Genomic DNA, 15,463 nt, shown 5'->3' on the forward strand with positions numbered 1-15,463 from the left:
CATGTGAATACTTTTCTTCTTTAATCTGTCCAAATGTAGTTATACACATTAACTGGTGGATAGATTGTGGAAAAGTTCGTAATTTCTGATTACTCAGCTTATCCTTTGATGGTTATCCACATCTCATTTTATTCATTCATATGCTTCCCTGCTCAAAACTAGTACGAATCAGTCTACTAATTTCTTCTGAAACGCATAAATGACCGCTTGTGTACGGTCTTGAACTTCGAGCTTTGATAGAATATTGCTGACATGCGTCTTGACTGTTTTCAGTGCAATGAACAATTCATCGGCGATTTCCTGATTGGATCTGCCCTTCGCCAGCAATAATAAAACTTCCAGCTCGCGATCTGTCAACTCCTCGTGCAATTCGTGAGTTTGACCGCTGCGCATCTTGTTCATCATCTTTGATGTCACTTCCGGTTCCAACACAGTTTGCCCTTGCATCGTTTCCCTAATTGCATCCGCCACACGCTTTGCATTAGACGTCTTCAATATATAGCTGACAGCCCCTGCTTCGAGGGCTGGATACAATTTATCATCGTCAAGAAAGCTCGTGACGATAATCACTTTTGCTTCCGGCCACTTCGCAATGATGGCGGCAGTTGCTTCGGCTCCGTTCATCACAGGCATGACCATATCCATCAAAATGATATCCGGACGCAACTCCAGTGCCTTTTCTACTGCCTCTTGACCATTTTCGGCTTCCCCGATCACTTCTATGTCAGGCTGCATTTGCAAGTAGGTCGATACTCCGATGCGCACCATTTCATGATCATCCACTAGCAATACTCGAATCATCTGCCATCTCCCCTTTCTGAATTGGCAATTTCACTTCCACAATCGTTCCTTGAGACGGCACTGAAACAATCTTGCAGCTGCCACCGATTTCAATTGCTCGCTCTTGGACATTTTGTAGTCCATACGAACCGCCCTTTCCATCGTCTTGCTTAAATCCGACCCCGTTATCCTGCACACGTAAAATGGCCAGATGATCTCGTTCAATCAATAACACTTCTACTTCCGTCGCCTTTGCATGTCTTAGCGTATTCGACAGGGTTTCCTGCGCAATTCGGAATAAATGATCCTCTGCTCCTTTTGAGAGCTCCATATCTTCCAAACGGTAACGAATATCAAACGTCACTTTTTCCTTCAATTCATGTAATAATTCTTCCAAACCTTTTGCGAGCGTCTGATTGTGCAAGGCAGCCGGGCGTAAATGCAGCAGTAAAGCGCGCATTTCGAGCTGGGCCTGCTGTACAATTTTCTCTACTTGCAACAATGGTTTTTCAATTTGTGAGCCTTCTTCCGCTTGCTCCGTAATGGCGGACAGTAACATAGAAGCAGCAAATAACTGCTGAGAGACCGAATCATGAAGCTCTCTCGCCAGCCGTTGCCGCTCTTGGACAATTCGTTCTTGAATGATCTTATCCTGCGCCTCGACCCGTTCATCCGTAATGCGCCGCAGGCTGTTGCGCTGTGCGTCAAGAACGTCATACAATTGCCCAATTGAATGATTGGTTTGTTTGTTCATCTTTTTCGAAGGAACGAACTCCTGCTTCGAGTAAAGATTCTCCAGCTTCTTCGTGATGAAATTCTCTTTTGCGCGGCTATTGGAAGTCATCCACCCCGCAATGACTAAACTGACCACGAAAATGGTCATCAGCAGCCACGCAACTAACGGCATATCCGCCGCTTCTGTCGTGAGCAGCAACTCTCCATACTCCTCTAACGACAAATTGATGAATACATAGAAGAAAACAGCGACGAGTCCGCTAAAAAGCAGTGTCAGGGAAATTGTACGACCTATCATTGCTTTCATTTCCTGCGCACCTCCACATCGCCAATCCATGTAAATAGGGAAATAATCAGCTCTGGATCATTCGGCTGTTTCGTTTCATAACCATCCTTTACTTGCAACGCTTCATTCAGCAAACGCTTCGGTGCTTGCCCGAGTACACATGCCTCGCCGTAAAGAGTGGCGTAATGGATACGCACCGGGATATCATACGGCAGCTCAATCGTTATTTTACCGACACTTTGACGGATAGAAATGAAAGAAGCTCCTTTCGGCAACACCGTATCCGTCACATCGACATGAATATTCCCGAAGAATCCTTGCATATGCACATCTTCCCACTCATACGTCGAAAACGGAGTGGATTGGACAGAAAATAAGCGATTTTTCCATAAACTATCCGACGCGCCGTCCCTTGGCGTGCGAAGTGACCCGAAAATTTCATTAGAAGGCGTGCCTTTCCACATCTTCCACAGCACATACAGCACGACACCCAGAATTAACATTCGCAAACTCCACAATGTCAATAATGCGATTGCTATAAAAAATAGACCGGTGATCGCTGTCCACTTTTCTCTTTTTCGATAACCATAGTAGATAAATCCTCCACCGAGAAGGAGGAAGATGAAGTTACCGTTTGAAAAGAACACTGCTTCCACGAACACAAGCGCCAGAAAACCGAGCACGAATATCGCAACTTTATTGGAGCTTTCGCTATTCATTTCATTCTCCCCCTTCTCGATGGAGGAAGCCCAATGCTTCCTCCTCTAGTTTACACAATTTCCTGCGATTTTGCGTTGTTTTTTTCTAATGAATCCAAACGCTGTTCCATTGAAGAAGCAGACTGTGTCGTACGTGTCGTTCCTCCAAGATTTTCAATATACGTATGCAAATCATCAAGCGATGAAAATATATTTTCTGGCGTGACAAAACGATTCATCTTCTCATCTGCCCGCTTCACATTCTCTTTGCCCATTAATTGCAACTGACGAACACGCATATCTTTTACTCGATGCTTCATCTCTTCGAACTTTCTCTCTAATGAAAGCAGCTCTTGCGTCGCCTCCTGAATACTTGCAGACAACCGCGCCACACGTCCTTCATACGCTTCAACTTCAGATTTTGCGAATGAAATCAGTTCCTCTTCACCCGTCGCTTCTGCCAATTCCAGCTGACGGCGACGCTTCATAGCCATCAAATCTGCATCTTGCCGTTCATTTTCCAGTTCTTCTTTCAAACGACCTTGCCGTTCGAGCAGCTTACCGATTTCTGCCGTTTGCTGTTGTGCTTCCAAAAAGTATTGATTCAATTGTTCAAGCGGGTTTTCTTTCCCATTCTTTTTTTCCATCAAACTATTCAAATCTTCCTGTACTGTATATTTTAGACGATGCCAGAATGCGTTCATTGTCCATCTCTCCTTTACTTAGTAAGTTCATCCCATTGACGTTCAAAGTTTTTAAACGGATCATCCGATTCAGTGATAATGTCCGGATTCTTATCCCGCTCATTCCACTTCCGCCACACATAATACATCCCGATCAACGCGATGATTCCAATGAATGCCGGTATATTCGAAACCGAGCTGATCAAACTGCAAACCAACACGATCATCCAAAACACTTTTGCAAACGTCGATTGACTCTTTCTCCAGTAATGAAAACTGAAAAAAGCAATCACCCCTGATATGGCAAGTGCGATCATTGGTCCAAGATTCGCCACCAACGTTATGCCTGCTATGATGCCGAGCACCACTAGTCCAAATTTTTTCATGTTTACGTCCTCCCTTCATTTGTAACTCTAGTTTATAATGAATTCCTCATCTCACCGAGGGTCCCATAGCGGATTTCTTGCTCAGACTTAAGGCTGAGGGGGAGGTAAGACCTGATTTGATAGCGTAGAAGATCAGTTCGGCGCGGTTCACTCATCCATTTTCATTTTTCCGCACAAAAAAACAGTCAGAACATTCTCTGACTGTCTGCATTCATCGGCTTGCTCGTACTAATCCATCAATTAATCCGGCGTGAATTCCTTCATGCCATGTATTAAATCGGATGACATCATCAACTGTTTTCATCGTCAGCAGATCACCGAGAGAGATTGGTGTCTCGAGCACATGACCCAATTTGCTCTCTCCTACTTGTGAAATCCGTTGTCCTTGTTCTTTCAACGCCGTGATTAATTCATCGGCAGACGGCGGAGTGCCTTGCCAAGTCGATGGACTGCTGCCTGTAGCAAAAAACGGAAACCACTCGGAATGGCTCGGTTCATATTCATTCAATGCCTGACTTAAAAAGTGCTCTGCAGATACATAGATGTGCCCCGCATTCCAACGAATCGTATTGGAAAACCCGTCGGGATGAGTGTCCCATGCACCCTCATTTGCTTTCCTCAGCAAACCTAATGTGTATCCTCTTGCTAGACCTGCTTGTTGAATTGCTCCCATTTCATCCACCCTTTCACTTTTCTCTATTATATCAATTTAAAAACAGCCGCGCATGTCAGCGGGCTGATGTTAAGACTGATCGTTCGTTTTGTTGATTGTTTTATGTTCGTTCCATTGATTATGCGCTTCATGGTTATATTTTCGGTTAAATTCTTCCTGATCACCAAAAGGAAATTGTTCGCCCGGCTTCAGGTCATGATAATTTTGGCTCGGCGATTTATTTTGACTGTACGCGGATGGTTGATGTTTACCTGTATCGTCTTGTGCATTTTCTCGGAATACCGCAGTGGAATCTGAATCGGCTGGATCTGCTAACGGAAGTTCGTCTGTAGCTGACACCCTCTTGCCATTATGAATTTCATCTTTTACTTTCGGCTCTAAATCTTTCTTGTTAGGATATTTACCGTCAACGATTGTCATATTACCATTCCTCCCTTTCATGCCATCTGTGCATTCGATATAGAGACTGCACATCCTACATATACCCCTATTCGTCAAAAACTAAACTTTCTCCTTCACTAAACTAAAAATTCAGAGAAAAACAGGAATTTCCGCCTGTCTTTCCCTGAATCCATTTACCCAGCCGCAATTTCAACCGTCACCTTGAATAAATCACCGTCGACTTCGACATCCATCTTGCCGCCATGTAACTCGACAATCGATTGGGCGATTGCCAACCCAAGACCTGAACCTTCCGTCTGTCTTGATTCATCGCCACGCTTGAATCGTTCGAATAATTCATCGGTGTTGTCGCCAATTTCATATTTCGCAATATTTTTCACCGTAATTCGTGCTTGGGTGCCGACTTTTTGAAGATTCACATACACTCTCGTTCCCGGCAGTGAATATTTCAGCGCATTGATAAGCAAATTGTCTAGCACGCGCCACCATTTCTGCCCATCGACCATAACGAAGATCGGCACTTCCGGCAACGTAATCCGAACATCCAAATTCGATTCCGCAAAGTCTTCCGCATGCTCTGCCAACGCCTGATGCATCAACTGATTCAAGTCCACGCGCTGCTTTGTTATCTCCAAATTACCGCTTGCCATCTTCGATACTTCGAACAAATCCTCGATCAGCGTTTTCAACCGCTGTGATTTCTGATCCAAAATCGCAACATACTTCGCCCGCTCCTCAGCAGATAACGTTTCATCCTTCAACAAATCTGTATACGTAATAATAGAAGTCAGCGGTGTCCGCAAATCGTGGCTGACATTCGTGATCAGTTCCGTTTTCAAACGTTCACTCTTCGCCTGTTCATTGATGGAAACCCGCACACCTTCACGCAAATTGTTCAAATTCGCCGCATGTTTTGCCAGCGGAGACCTTCCTTTGACCGGAATCGCTTCTGTGTAATATCCTGCCGCCATCGCATCTGTTGCAGATAAAATTCGGTTTAAATACGCCCCTCTGCTGGCGAATAAAAACAATACAGGAAGACCAAGAAAGAAGACACACGCCACATAAATCAGGAAAGTAAATCCACCCAAAAAGAGTCCGACAAAACCGACACCTGCTAAAAAGAATCCAATTAGCAAAATGAATAGCTGGATGCCAACCGTCCGATTACTGAACATCCCGACTACGTTTTGTAGAAAACTAGCTGTATAACTTTCACGCCACGCCTGTTCCGCATAGCCCGGCTGACGCAATTGCTCAATTAAATGGACTACTTGGAATGCTAGAAGTGCTGTAAATAATACACCGAATAACAGAAAACTTACAATCATATTACCGGCTGTCCCGAGTGTAAAGTAAGTGAACTGATTCAAGCTACGATAGATTTCAGATTGGATATAGGTACCGAGCACAAGTACAGTGAGCAGCAAAATAGCAGCTTTGAAGTCTATCCGCAAGCGAGCATAGACAGGAGTAAACCGTGAGAACAGCACCCACTCTCGTCGGAATCGCACCACAGTCAACAAAGCGACCAGCGCCAGAATGCCAACTACCCAAAACGCATACATGCTGTATTTCCCACGTGTAAAAGCTTGGCTTTCTTCATACAAGCCGCCTGACGCTAACGCCTCTTTTGGAACAATTACGGTACCTTCGAAAAATTGAGGTTTATTACTGATACTATTAAAATCGTCATGTGAAATGTTCACAGCAGCATCGCCTTCGTACCAGGAGAAACCATTATTATTGACATCATCCATGAATGATTCTGCTTTTAAATAGCCGTTCGCTTCATTAAACTTCTTTTTATAGGCAGCCGCTGCACCTATATTGCCTTTTTTGAAACGCTCTCCTGTATCGATATTCACAAGATCATAGGATATCGGTAGATTATTTGTACGCCTATTTCTCTTTTCTTCCTCATACAGCGCCAATTGCCGAGCTTTCTGTTTGAGAATTTTATCTTCTACATGCTCATCGCTTTCAAAGTTCTGCTGGATGTCCTCTAGCTTTGTATCCCGCTCTTTCACTAAAGCCAGCAATAACGTCTCATTATTTTCTGCCTTCGCATTCGCAATTCGTTCGGCGTATTGCTCTTGAATATTACTCAATTGCTCCGACAGTGTTCCGTACAAATTGCGATACTCTTCAATTTCCTCCTTAGTAACAGGAATCTCTTGCGATGCTTTTTCAAGGTCTATCGGATTCAGCACAGTAGCACTTAAGTTTTCATATGTCCGTTCCATCTGCCAAGAAAAGTTCTCTTGGTCGATAACCGACTTCCCCACCAGTTGCTGCGCATAATGAAAAATGGACGGTAATGAGATCAGGACAAGCGTAACGAGCGCCGACCAAATGCCTAACTGTATTTTTCTATTCATTGGATCGTTCCTCCTCTTACAATTCGTCCGAAGTAATCGACAGCCACTCCTAGGCGCTCCCATCCATTTACGAAGAAATCAACCGCAAATGACGCACAATAGACTAAACTGATGACTGCGAGGGCAATGGCAACGAGTGACAGGCCTACTCCACTTTTATTTTTCGATCTTGTATCCAACGCCCCACACCACCTTCACATACCGAGGATTTTTCGGATCCGCTTCTATTTTCTCCCGGATTTTCCGGATATGCACCGCGACGATATTTTCCGCGTTATACGCTTCTTCGTTCCACACACGCTCGTAAATTTCATTAATTGAAAACACGCGTCCTGGATGCTTCATTAACAGCTCCGTAATCTTATATTCGATCGGTGTGAGCCGAACCGGTGTCCCATCCACCGACAGCTCCTTCGCCTCTTCATTCAGGACGAGCCCGTCGACTTCAATCATTTTTTGCACATCATATGTCCCAAGTTGCACATAACGCCTAAGTTGTGACTTTACACGCGCCATTAGTTCAAGCGGATGAAACGGCTTCGTCACATAGTCATCGGCACCGACTGACAAACCATGAATTTTATCGGAGTCCTCCGCCTTCGCACTCAACATGATGATCGGGATATTCCGCGCTTCCCGAATCTTGAACGTCGCCGTAATGCCATCCATATTCGGCATCATAATATCTAAAATAAGTAAATGCACTTCATTAGAAGCGAGCAGCTCTAACGCCTGGCGACCATCCTCCGCTTTTAGCACATTATAGCCCTCATTTTTCAAATAAATTTCAATGCCTTCTCGAATTTCCTTATCATCATCGGCAACCAACACTGTAAATTCCGCCACTTCCTTCACCCCATCTCACTAATAACTCAATTCTACCACCCAACTCTTAACAAAGAAGCAGGATAAATATGAAGAAAATCTTAAGGTTTCCATAAGTAGAATCTACAGCTACTCATTAATCTGTTTTAACGATCCTAAATCTCTCAGACCACTCATAGCCATCGTATAATCCCTATAAAAAAGACCACACTTCTATAATGGAGGTGACGACAATGCCGAATAAAGATAAGCGCAAACAAAACGACAAGATGAGGGAAGAGTACGGCTATGGTTATGACCTGAGTCCGGATGACCTTGATGTGATTGGACAAAATGACGCAGCAAAGAAAAACAATGCCAATTCCCAAAAGGATAAGAAGCGCCTACAGACAGGTGACGATTACACTACCAACCCATAAACCTTGGACAAGCACCCATCGCTTTATAAATGGGTGTTTGTCATTTACATAAGCAGCAGAAGGAAAATGTACACACTATGTGGAATAGAAAATGAAACTAGTAAAGAAGGTGAGTTCATTGAGCACACTAACCATAAAAGAACTTCAGTCAGAAACTGAAATTTTACAGGCCTTCCCTGTCATGAAACAACTGCGAAGCCACTTGGATGAACAGGAATATCTCACTTTAACAGCAGAAGCACGCGAAAAAGATCAGTATCGCATGTATGCACTATACGACCAAGAAGAACTTGTTGCAGTCACCGGTTTCAAACCGATGATCACACTATATTACGGAAGATTTGTTTGGGTTTGCGATCTAGTAACCGATGAGACAAAACGGTCTGCCGGCTATGGTGAAGCGCTGCTAACCTTCATTCACGAATGGGCGCGTGACAATGACTACACAAGTATTGCCCTATCATCAGGACTGCAGCGGCACGACGCGCATCGTTTTTATGAGAATAAAATGGACTATGATCGTGTCAGTTATGTATTTAAGAAAAACCTTTTTTAGAAACGCAATAATTATCACGCACAAAAAAAGGTTGTCCAGAAGTCATTTCCCAATGAACTGCCAGACAACCTGAAATTTTTAATCCCGTATTTCCTGATAATCCCTCTGATACGTTCCTCCGTCTTTCACTTCCGCATGATACAAAGCTTTCAAGGCGAAACTTTTCTCTAGTTCATGCTCTTTCATGATGGCCTTCAACTGTCGGTTTAACTCTGGGCTCTGTTTTACGAGCTTTACCATTTTAGTTTGCGAGTACTGCATGAAAAATTCCTCCTCATCTCTTTAGTTACTTTAGTATACCACGCAGACCTACAAAACTAAGTGAGGAACGGTAATAAACCGTCCGCCTAGAAAAAAGTGTCACTTGTCAGGTATACTGTATAAGGTTTTCTTATCTTCACTTAAAGGGGTATTCTGAATGAATGTTAAAACACTTGCGATCAGTGGAATTATTGCTGCTCTTTATACAGCCGTTACGTTGGCCATTCTTCCATTCGGCTTTACGAATGTCCAATTCCGTGTTTCGGAGATCTTCAATCATCTCGTGGTCTTTAATCCACGCTATATTTTTGGGGTCGTAGTCGGAGTTTTCGTCTCCAACTTATTACTGTCAGAACTCGGACCGATCGATCTGGTTTTTGGTGTTGGTCAATCTGTACTCGCATTATCGCTGACAATTCTCTTCTCTCGCTTCACGACCAATTTATTGGCACGAATGATTTTCAACACCTTTATCTTCACGACCACCATGTTTTTAATCGCTTGGGAATTAAACATCGTGCTTCATCTTCCATTTCTTTTAACTTGGTTATACGTGGCGATTGGAGAATGTGCAGTCATGATAATTGGAATTCCGATTATGCAGGCTCTCAATAAACGGTTGCAATTCGGAAAATTGATTTAACCTCATTTTCAAACTAACGAATACACTCCTTGCACAAACCTAACTGCTCATGTCTACAAGACTCAGAGCCCTCGTTAACTCCATTACCGCTATGTTGAACACAAGAAAAAGCTTCGTTCTTTAAATAGAACGAAGCTTTTTAGATCATTTGGATACATTCTCCAACGAAGCCTGGCTAACTAGAGAAGTGAACTTTCCTGAGTAGTATATTAATGCATCCTTATCTTGATACTCGAAGTTCTCCACTTTACCTACGAATATAATATGGTCCCCACCATCATATTCAGCCCATGGTGTACATTCAATAAACGCAAGCGACTCCTCAAATCTTACGGAATGTTCACCTTCCGTCCAACTAAAGGGCTCCTGTTCTTTTGGACGCCCCGCAAAATGCATGGCGACATCTTCTTGATGGCTTGCTAAAATATTTACCGTAAATGGTTTTGTATGTAAATGTTGCGCCGCTTTTGCCTTTCTGTCCACGGAGACCAAAACTAAAGGCGGATCCAATGAGACGGATGTAAATGAGTTTGCCGTAATGCCATGATGCTGGTTGTCAGTTTTACATGTTACCACGGTTACCCCCGTAGCAAAGCGACCCATACAATTTCGATACTCTCGACTATCCATTTATATAACCCCCCAACTAGTTGCAAAGCATTCTATGTCAGACCTATTCATTCGTTAACTGTCTTCCAAGCAAGCAATAGGCCTGGTCTGCCTCGTTACCTTGAAACAATTTGCGAATCCTTGTAGACGAAATAACTTCTCCTTTGGAACATCGAACAACTGGTTGTTCGAATGTCTTGCTAATCATATTTAAGTCCTGTGTTGTTCCGCTTTTGCCTTTTCCAAAATAAAAATTCGGACCTACCCATATTTCTTGCGGATGTATTTTCCTCAGTTCAACCAAAAATTCGCCGACACTTCGAGAAGCATAATGCTCATCGAAAGAAGCTACTATGGTATAATCCACACCCATATTCCGTAAAAACTTCTCTTTTTCCGCAAAAGGAGTTAAAAGTGATTGATTTTGAAAATACACTTTGGGCGGTGGATCAAATGTATATACAACGAATGGTACTCCATATATTTCCGCTCTCGACTTTGCCCGATTAATTAGTGCTTGATGTCCAAGGTGCAGCCCGTCAAATGCACCGATTGTCATGATTGATTGTGGTAATTCTAGTTCGCCATCTCGATATACTTTAATGGGAAGCACCTCATTTCTGGTTGTATTTACAAAAGAACATATTTGGATTTAGTTCTCTTCACGCATTACGAAATCTAATTCCGCTTTTTTCACTCCGTTTTCATCTCGCAGAGTTGTCATAAGATCTAAACGAACACCGTCAGCTACGTCCGTCTCCAGCCACTCATCTCCTTCAAAGAACACTTGAGTTATAAGTGTTTCGTGTCCTTCTGCTTCAAACATGAGGTGTAAGTGTGCAGGACGCATTGGGTGTTGCTCCGTATAGTCTAGGAACTCTCCCGTTGGCCCATCTGTAGGAATGGAGTAAGGAAGCGGCACGATAGAACGCACTTCAAAATCGCCATTATTGTCAGTAAAGAAGTGACCCCTGAAATTATATTTTGGTGCGTCCGAATCAAATGAAGAATATTTTCCTGACGCATCATTTTGCCACATTTCCACTTTTGTGTTTGCCAGCGGTTTTCCGTTTGTACTACTTACATTTCCTTTGAAATACATGATCTCTCCTTTTTCGTCTGGTCGTTGTGTCAAGATATAAGCATCCCCGTCTTTCGCTTCGACTTTTGGAGAATTCTCGACGAAATAGGGTCCGAGTAAAGATGGCTGAGTTCCTGGCTTATCGGTATACATCGCACGTAACACGTGGGTCTCCAAAAATACATCCGCGAATAAAGGTAGCTCTCCTTTACGCCCTAGTCGATCTGCCCAATCTACAAAGTTTGTATATTCTTCGTGATTTAGTTTTGCTTCTTGCAGAAATCCTTGGATATGTTTAATAAATAGGTTGAAAACCTCTTCTACTCTTTCGTTTTTCTTTAAAGTTTCAGTTTGCATAATCACTACCCCCATTTTTAATTTTTAGTAGTTTTGATTTTATTTTTCAACGTCACATTAACATCATCCGGATTAATCCACGTTGGGTTTACCCAACCATCCAAATCGTAATCATCCATACATTCCTGTGCAAATTTCTCATAAGCAGTTGCTTGGCCCGTCTGTTGCGCCATCACTAGGTTCTCCAAGCGAATGTTTTCATTGTTTCCTGAATAATTCCGCTCGTACAGCTCATGCCGCCCACCAAATTCCGTTCCGATAGCGTCCCAAAGTAGTTTAATAACCTTGATTTTTTCAATTGCTTCTATATTATTTGAACCACGATAAAGTTTATCTATATATGGACGTAATTCAGGGTTTTTAAAATCATTTGCACTTGATGGCTGTACAATCAAACTTCCGGCCACAACCGTTTCAATAATGTCTTTGACACGTGGCCAACCCTCAGACATGAAGACCCGGTACGATAAACCATAGTCAATGTTTGGAAGGACTGTTCCATTTGGTCCTTCATTTGGATTTAAAGCCATGGCATCACTCATCGCCCAGAACATATTTCGATAGGCAAGGACTTCTCCAATATTCGCTTGTACGCCGCGGAACTTATCCGTACCGTTTGCCCTTAATGCTTTCATGAGTAGCCCTGAAATGAAGTCGAGCTTTACTGCTAAACGAGTGACACCGTGGAAGGTGAAGCGATGCAAGAAACCACTTTCGGCAAAGAAACTATTTGCTTTTTCAACATCCTTATATACAAGAAGGTTCTCCCAAGGAATCAACGCATTATCAAATACAATAACCGTGTCATTCTCATCAAACCGACTACTGAGCGGATAGTCGAAGGGACTCCCTGTCACTGCTGCGTTTAATTCGTAAGAAGGTCTACTGATTAACTTAATTCCAGGAGTAGCCATATCGGCAACAAAAACTAGTGCATATTCCTCCGTTGGAATAGGCAAGGCACCATAATGCGCAATGAAGTTATAATTTGTCAATGCTGATCCTGTAGCTACCATTTTGGCACCGCTTACTAGAATCCCCTCTTCAGTCTCTCCTACACAACGAATAAAAACATCTTTTACTTCATCAATTGGCTTATCCCGATCTACTGGAGGATTAATTATCGCATGGTTGAAATAATAGTTATTTTCCTGTGCTTCCTTATACCAACGTCTAGCATTTGCTTCATATTTCCCATAATATTCAGGATTGGCACCTAGCGTTGCCAAGAACGATGCTTTGTAGTCTGGTGATCTTCCCATTTGTCCGTAAGTCAGTCTAGACCACTCCGCGATAGCATCTCTTGTTTTGAATAAGTCTTCAGCTGTTTTGTCTGGTCGGAAAAATCTTTGTGTATAGCCACCGTTTCCTGTGTCTGTTTCCCGAGTCAATATATCTTTATGTTCCGGATCATGTAAGGCGTCATATAATCTGGCGATAGAGCGTGCACTATTTCTAAAGGCCGGATGAGTGGTAACGTCTTCTACCTTCTCGCCGTGCAGCCAAATCTCCCTACCGTCCCGTAGGCTTTCCAAATACTCTTCTCCAGTCATTGGTTTCTTCACAGCTTCTTGTTGCTTGCTTGTCATGTATATGCCTCCTTCAAATGTAATCTCTTTCTACTTATAATACTAATTTATATTCTGAATATTTGTAACTGTAAATAAGTTGTAATGTAAGCCCTTTCACTAGCACTTTTTGCAGTATGGCAGCAGATATCCAAAAAATAAAACTCATACAAAATAAAAAAACGAATCAATTGAATGATCCGTTGTGTTTACTGATAATTTGCAAAGCGTAATAGATTTGGGTGGCCAACTGGCCCTTAAACCTTCCAGCCCCAGTCTTCAAGTCAATTCCGCTTAATGCCTCAATCCGTTCAATCCTATAACGTAGCCCTGCTATCGATAGATGAAGCTGATCGGCTGTTTGTTGTAAATTTCCGTTATTATCTAAGAATGCTTTCAAAGTAAACAGCAAGTTTCCTTGGCCTTCTGAGTCATAGTCTATAATTTCTCCCAGTGTCTCCGTATAATAACGAATCATTTCTTTTTGATCCGCACCTTGCAACAAAATCATAATTGGTTCCAACTCTTTGTAGTCTGCTTGTTTGCTTTCCATGGGATGCGTCAAATAGATAAAATCACAAATTCTCGTAGCATCCAAATAGCTGTCTCTCATCAGATCAATCGATTTTATTGCACGTCCGGATCCTAAATGTACCTTCACTCTAGGAAACGATTTATGCAATTCCTGAATCAATCGGGTAGCGTATCTTTCTACACAATTCTGTTCATTCAAACTGACAATCATAATTACACGGCCATCTTTTAAAAACGGGTCTTGTCCTACATGCTTTTGTATCAGATAACTGAGTACCTCCTCCGTTTTCTCAAAAGGTTCAACTTTCATAGCAATGACTCTTTTCACTTGATTCTTTGTGAAACCAAACATAGCGGCCTGCCGTTGCATTGTGGATGGGTCTAACAGTTTATTTTGAATAATATCATCAAAAAAAGTAGCTTTCTGTTTCCATTTCGACTCCATAAGTTTACGGTAATGAAACATTTGAATAGTTAACACCATAAGGGCCCGATTAATGATCAGTTGTTTTTTATGAGAAAGTTTCTCTTTGTCAAGTACAATCATTCTACCCAAATTCTTTTTATTGCTTTTAACATTGAAGACTTCCACTACTCGGTCCATTTCCATCTGCTCATCCTCGAACCATTTGGTAATACGCTTCTCATCCTCTCCTGTTTCATAATAGGATGAATAAATCTCAGACGCATGCTCCACCACTATGCTACATTCTAATTTTTTTCCGATTACTTGGGTAATTTCATTCAGATCTTTGTCTTCCAGAAAGAGCTCCGTCAACTCATTTTGAATTTTCTCTGACTCCATAATATCTTCATTCAATTGTTGCATTTCTACATACACATCTTCTAGTACCCCTTGCAAAGACTCTGTTTGATAGTAACGTAAGTCTTGTAAATGTTTTTCATCACATTTTTCCACGGTTTGTGCGACAAAATAGCAATAGGCGTCTCCATTAGCCCGGCAATATTTCTCATGGGCAATAATTTGTTTACCAAATATTTTTGTAAGGTACCCGCTTGCGTAACCAACCAGCGTCCAGCAGGAGGCCCCTTGCTCAATCCCATGCTTTTCAATATGCTCGTCTGCTTCGTACGAATTTCTCCAATAGCCACCAAACTCCAAATGATTTTCACAAATTTCAAGGTAATCAGGTTCAACTGTTACTACTCCTTCAAGCGTGTGCATGGCAGGTCCGGCAAATATAAGTTCTCTTAAAGACTTCCACTCGTACTGGGATTCTAACGTTTCGGCGGCTTTATATCCACATGACCATCCATATCTCATTAAAAACCCTTTTGCTCTTTCGTAACCTAGTGTCGTGATCAAGTCTGACCGTAAAATTCCTAATGCCTCAACCGACATCAGCATCATACGTTTGTCGTGCAGTTGGATAACTCCTGTTCGTGGGTTGACATCAAGTACATTTTGCAATAATAAGTGATTTGCCTTCATTACCATTCTTACACTTCCTCTCTAATGTGATCATTCTTCACAGGATTTTATAAACATGTAGTCAGCAATTCTTTTCAGCTGGTCGGGTATCGAAATGACGATGAGTTCAGGAATCAAGATAGAAAGCGTTATC

At 42.4% G+C, this 15,463-nt stretch carries 19 protein-coding genes; 3 read left to right on the plus strand and 16 right to left on the minus strand.

Annotated elements, in window-relative coordinates:
• Positions 1-168 precede the first annotated feature (168 nt).
• The 10 genes from B5D59_RS08145 to B5D59_RS08185 all read right to left on the minus strand — a co-directional run bounded on the left by B5D59_RS08145 (position 169) and on the right by B5D59_RS08185 (position 7,870).
• Complete coding sequence (locus tag B5D59_RS08145; protein ID WP_078817575.1) at positions 169-801, minus strand: response regulator transcription factor; 633 nt, start codon at positions 799-801, stop codon at positions 169-171.
• Positions 776-1,822, minus strand: a complete 1,047-nt coding sequence (locus B5D59_RS08150) for a sensor histidine kinase (RefSeq protein ID WP_078817576.1) — start codon at positions 1,820-1,822, stop codon at positions 776-778. The genes B5D59_RS08145 and B5D59_RS08150 overlap by 26 nt, the downstream gene beginning before the upstream one ends.
• On the minus strand, positions 1,819-2,520 hold the full coding sequence (gene liaF, locus B5D59_RS08155) for a cell wall-active antibiotics response protein LiaF (protein WP_078817577.1): 702 nt from the start codon (positions 2,518-2,520) through the stop codon (positions 1,819-1,821). The genes B5D59_RS08150 and liaF overlap by 4 nt, the downstream gene beginning before the upstream one ends.
• A gap of 50 nt (positions 2,521-2,570) precedes the next feature.
• Positions 2,571-3,203, minus strand: a complete 633-nt coding sequence (locus B5D59_RS08160; RefSeq protein WP_078817578.1) for a PspA/IM30 family protein — start codon at positions 3,201-3,203, stop codon at positions 2,571-2,573.
• Positions 3,204-3,217: 14 nt separating this feature from the next.
• Complete coding sequence (locus B5D59_RS08165; RefSeq protein WP_078817579.1) at positions 3,218-3,568, minus strand: lmo0954 family membrane protein; 351 nt, start codon at positions 3,566-3,568, stop codon at positions 3,218-3,220.
• A 211-nt stretch (positions 3,569-3,779) separates the two neighbouring features.
• The gene (locus B5D59_RS08170; RefSeq protein WP_078817580.1) at positions 3,780-4,241 is read right to left on the minus strand and encodes a DinB family protein; all 462 of its coding nucleotides are present in this window, start codon (positions 4,239-4,241) and stop codon (positions 3,780-3,782) included.
• Positions 4,242-4,310: 69 nt separating this feature from the next.
• Positions 4,311-4,661, minus strand: coding sequence for a hypothetical protein (locus B5D59_RS08175; RefSeq protein WP_078817581.1), 351 nt, complete (start codon positions 4,659-4,661; stop codon positions 4,311-4,313).
• A gap of 155 nt (positions 4,662-4,816) precedes the next feature.
• Positions 4,817-7,024: a sensor histidine kinase gene (locus tag B5D59_RS08180; protein WP_176132533.1), complete on the minus strand. Its 2,208-nt coding sequence runs from the start codon at positions 7,022-7,024 to the stop codon at positions 4,817-4,819.
• Entirely contained in the window at positions 7,021-7,203 is a 183-nt protein-coding gene (locus tag B5D59_RS18195) for a hypothetical protein (RefSeq protein WP_176132534.1), read from the minus strand. Before B5D59_RS18195 ends, B5D59_RS08180 begins: the two co-directional genes overlap by 4 nt.
• A complete protein-coding gene (locus B5D59_RS08185) occupies positions 7,181-7,870 on the minus strand; it encodes a response regulator transcription factor (RefSeq protein WP_078817583.1) in 690 nt (229 codons plus the stop codon). Before B5D59_RS08185 ends, B5D59_RS18195 begins: the two co-directional genes overlap by 23 nt.
• A 212-nt stretch (positions 7,871-8,082) precedes the next feature.
• Here B5D59_RS08185 and B5D59_RS08190 point away from each other — a divergent pair, with 212 nt between their 5' ends.
• Together B5D59_RS08190 and B5D59_RS08195 are read left to right on the plus strand one after the other, a co-directional pair.
• Entirely contained in the window at positions 8,083-8,268 is a 186-nt protein-coding gene (locus B5D59_RS08190) for a hypothetical protein (protein WP_221837734.1), read from the plus strand.
• 91 nt (positions 8,269-8,359) lie between these two features.
• Positions 8,360-8,824, plus strand: a complete 465-nt coding sequence (locus B5D59_RS08195) for a GNAT family N-acetyltransferase (protein ID WP_078817584.1) — start codon at positions 8,360-8,362, stop codon at positions 8,822-8,824.
• Positions 8,825-8,902: 78 nt separating this feature from the next.
• On the opposite strand, the gene B5D59_RS08200 is transcribed toward B5D59_RS08195, so the two are convergent.
• The gene (locus tag B5D59_RS08200; protein WP_009766511.1) at positions 8,903-9,085 is read right to left on the minus strand and encodes a hypothetical protein; all 183 of its coding nucleotides are present in this window, start codon (positions 9,083-9,085) and stop codon (positions 8,903-8,905) included.
• 157 nt (positions 9,086-9,242) lie between these two features.
• Between B5D59_RS08200 and B5D59_RS08205 the strand changes: the two genes are divergently transcribed.
• The gene (locus B5D59_RS08205; RefSeq protein ID WP_078817585.1) at positions 9,243-9,728 is read left to right on the plus strand and encodes a QueT transporter family protein; all 486 of its coding nucleotides are present in this window, start codon (positions 9,243-9,245) and stop codon (positions 9,726-9,728) included.
• 144 nt (positions 9,729-9,872) lie between these two features.
• Here the strand turns inward: B5D59_RS08205 and B5D59_RS08210 are convergent, their stop codons facing one another.
• From B5D59_RS08210 to B5D59_RS08230, 5 genes are all read right to left on the minus strand, one after another.
• Positions 9,873-10,358 carry a flavin reductase family protein gene (locus tag B5D59_RS08210; protein ID WP_078817586.1) on the minus strand — a complete coding sequence of 162 codons (486 nt, stop codon included), beginning with the start codon at positions 10,356-10,358 and terminating at the stop codon, positions 9,873-9,875.
• A gap of 43 nt (positions 10,359-10,401) precedes the next feature.
• A complete protein-coding gene (locus B5D59_RS08215) occupies positions 10,402-10,950 on the minus strand; it encodes an FAD synthetase family protein (protein ID WP_245799485.1) in 549 nt (182 codons plus the stop codon).
• A 39-nt stretch (positions 10,951-10,989) separates the two neighbouring features.
• Positions 10,990-11,775, minus strand: coding sequence for a dioxygenase family protein (locus B5D59_RS08220; RefSeq protein ID WP_078817587.1), 786 nt, complete (start codon positions 11,773-11,775; stop codon positions 10,990-10,992).
• 17 nt (positions 11,776-11,792) lie between these two features.
• Complete coding sequence (locus B5D59_RS08225; protein WP_078817588.1) at positions 11,793-13,364, minus strand: 4-hydroxyphenylacetate 3-hydroxylase family protein; 1,572 nt, start codon at positions 13,362-13,364, stop codon at positions 11,793-11,795.
• A gap of 166 nt (positions 13,365-13,530) precedes the next feature.
• Positions 13,531-15,336 (minus strand): XylR N-terminal domain-containing protein, encoded by a 1,806-nt coding sequence (locus tag B5D59_RS08230; protein WP_078817589.1) that lies wholly within the window; start codon positions 15,334-15,336, stop codon positions 13,531-13,533.
• Between the last annotated feature and the right edge of the window lie 127 nt (positions 15,337-15,463).

The sequence above is a fragment of the Sporosarcina newyorkensis genome, from assembly GCF_900167515.1.
GTDB lineage: Bacteria > Bacillota > Bacilli > Bacillales_A > Planococcaceae > Sporosarcina > Sporosarcina newyorkensis.

Coding starts and splice junctions, on each gene's coding strand:
- B5D59_RS08145 (WP_078817575.1), bottom strand. CDS start 801: ATGATTCGAGTATTGCTAGTGGATGATCATGAAATGGTGCGCATCGGA.
- B5D59_RS08150 (WP_078817576.1), bottom strand. CDS start 1,822: ATGAAAGCAATGATAGGTCGTACAATTTCCCTGACACTGCTTTTTAGC.
- liaF (WP_078817577.1), bottom strand. CDS start 2,520: ATGAATAGCGAAAGCTCCAATAAAGTTGCGATATTCGTGCTCGGTTTT.
- B5D59_RS08160 (WP_078817578.1), bottom strand. CDS start 3,203: ATGAACGCATTCTGGCATCGTCTAAAATATACAGTACAGGAAGATTTG.
- B5D59_RS08165 (WP_078817579.1), bottom strand. CDS start 3,568: ATGAAAAAATTTGGACTAGTGGTGCTCGGCATCATAGCAGGCATAACG.
- B5D59_RS08170 (WP_078817580.1), bottom strand. CDS start 4,241: ATGGGAGCAATTCAACAAGCAGGTCTAGCAAGAGGATACACATTAGGT.
- B5D59_RS08175 (WP_078817581.1), bottom strand. CDS start 4,661: ATGACAATCGTTGACGGTAAATATCCTAACAAGAAAGATTTAGAGCCG.
- B5D59_RS08180 (WP_176132533.1), bottom strand. CDS start 7,024: ATGAATAGAAAAATACAGTTAGGCATTTGGTCGGCGCTCGTTACGCTT.
- B5D59_RS08190 (WP_221837734.1), top strand. CDS start 8,083: ATGCCGAATAAAGATAAGCGCAAACAAAACGACAAGATGAGGGAAGAG.
- B5D59_RS08195 (WP_078817584.1), top strand. CDS start 8,360: ATGAAACTAGTAAAGAAGGTGAGTTCATTGAGCACACTAACCATAAAA.
- B5D59_RS08200 (WP_009766511.1), bottom strand. CDS start 9,085: ATGCAGTACTCGCAAACTAAAATGGTAAAGCTCGTAAAACAGAGCCCA.
- B5D59_RS08205 (WP_078817585.1), top strand. CDS start 9,243: ATGAATGTTAAAACACTTGCGATCAGTGGAATTATTGCTGCTCTTTAT.
- B5D59_RS08210 (WP_078817586.1), bottom strand. CDS start 10,358: ATGGATAGTCGAGAGTATCGAAATTGTATGGGTCGCTTTGCTACGGGG.
- B5D59_RS08220 (WP_078817587.1), bottom strand. CDS start 11,775: ATGCAAACTGAAACTTTAAAGAAAAACGAAAGAGTAGAAGAGGTTTTC.
- B5D59_RS08225 (WP_078817588.1), bottom strand. CDS start 13,364: ATGACAAGCAAGCAACAAGAAGCTGTGAAGAAACCAATGACTGGAGAA.
- B5D59_RS08230 (WP_078817589.1), bottom strand. CDS start 15,336: ATGGTAATGAAGGCAAATCACTTATTATTGCAAAATGTACTTGATGTC.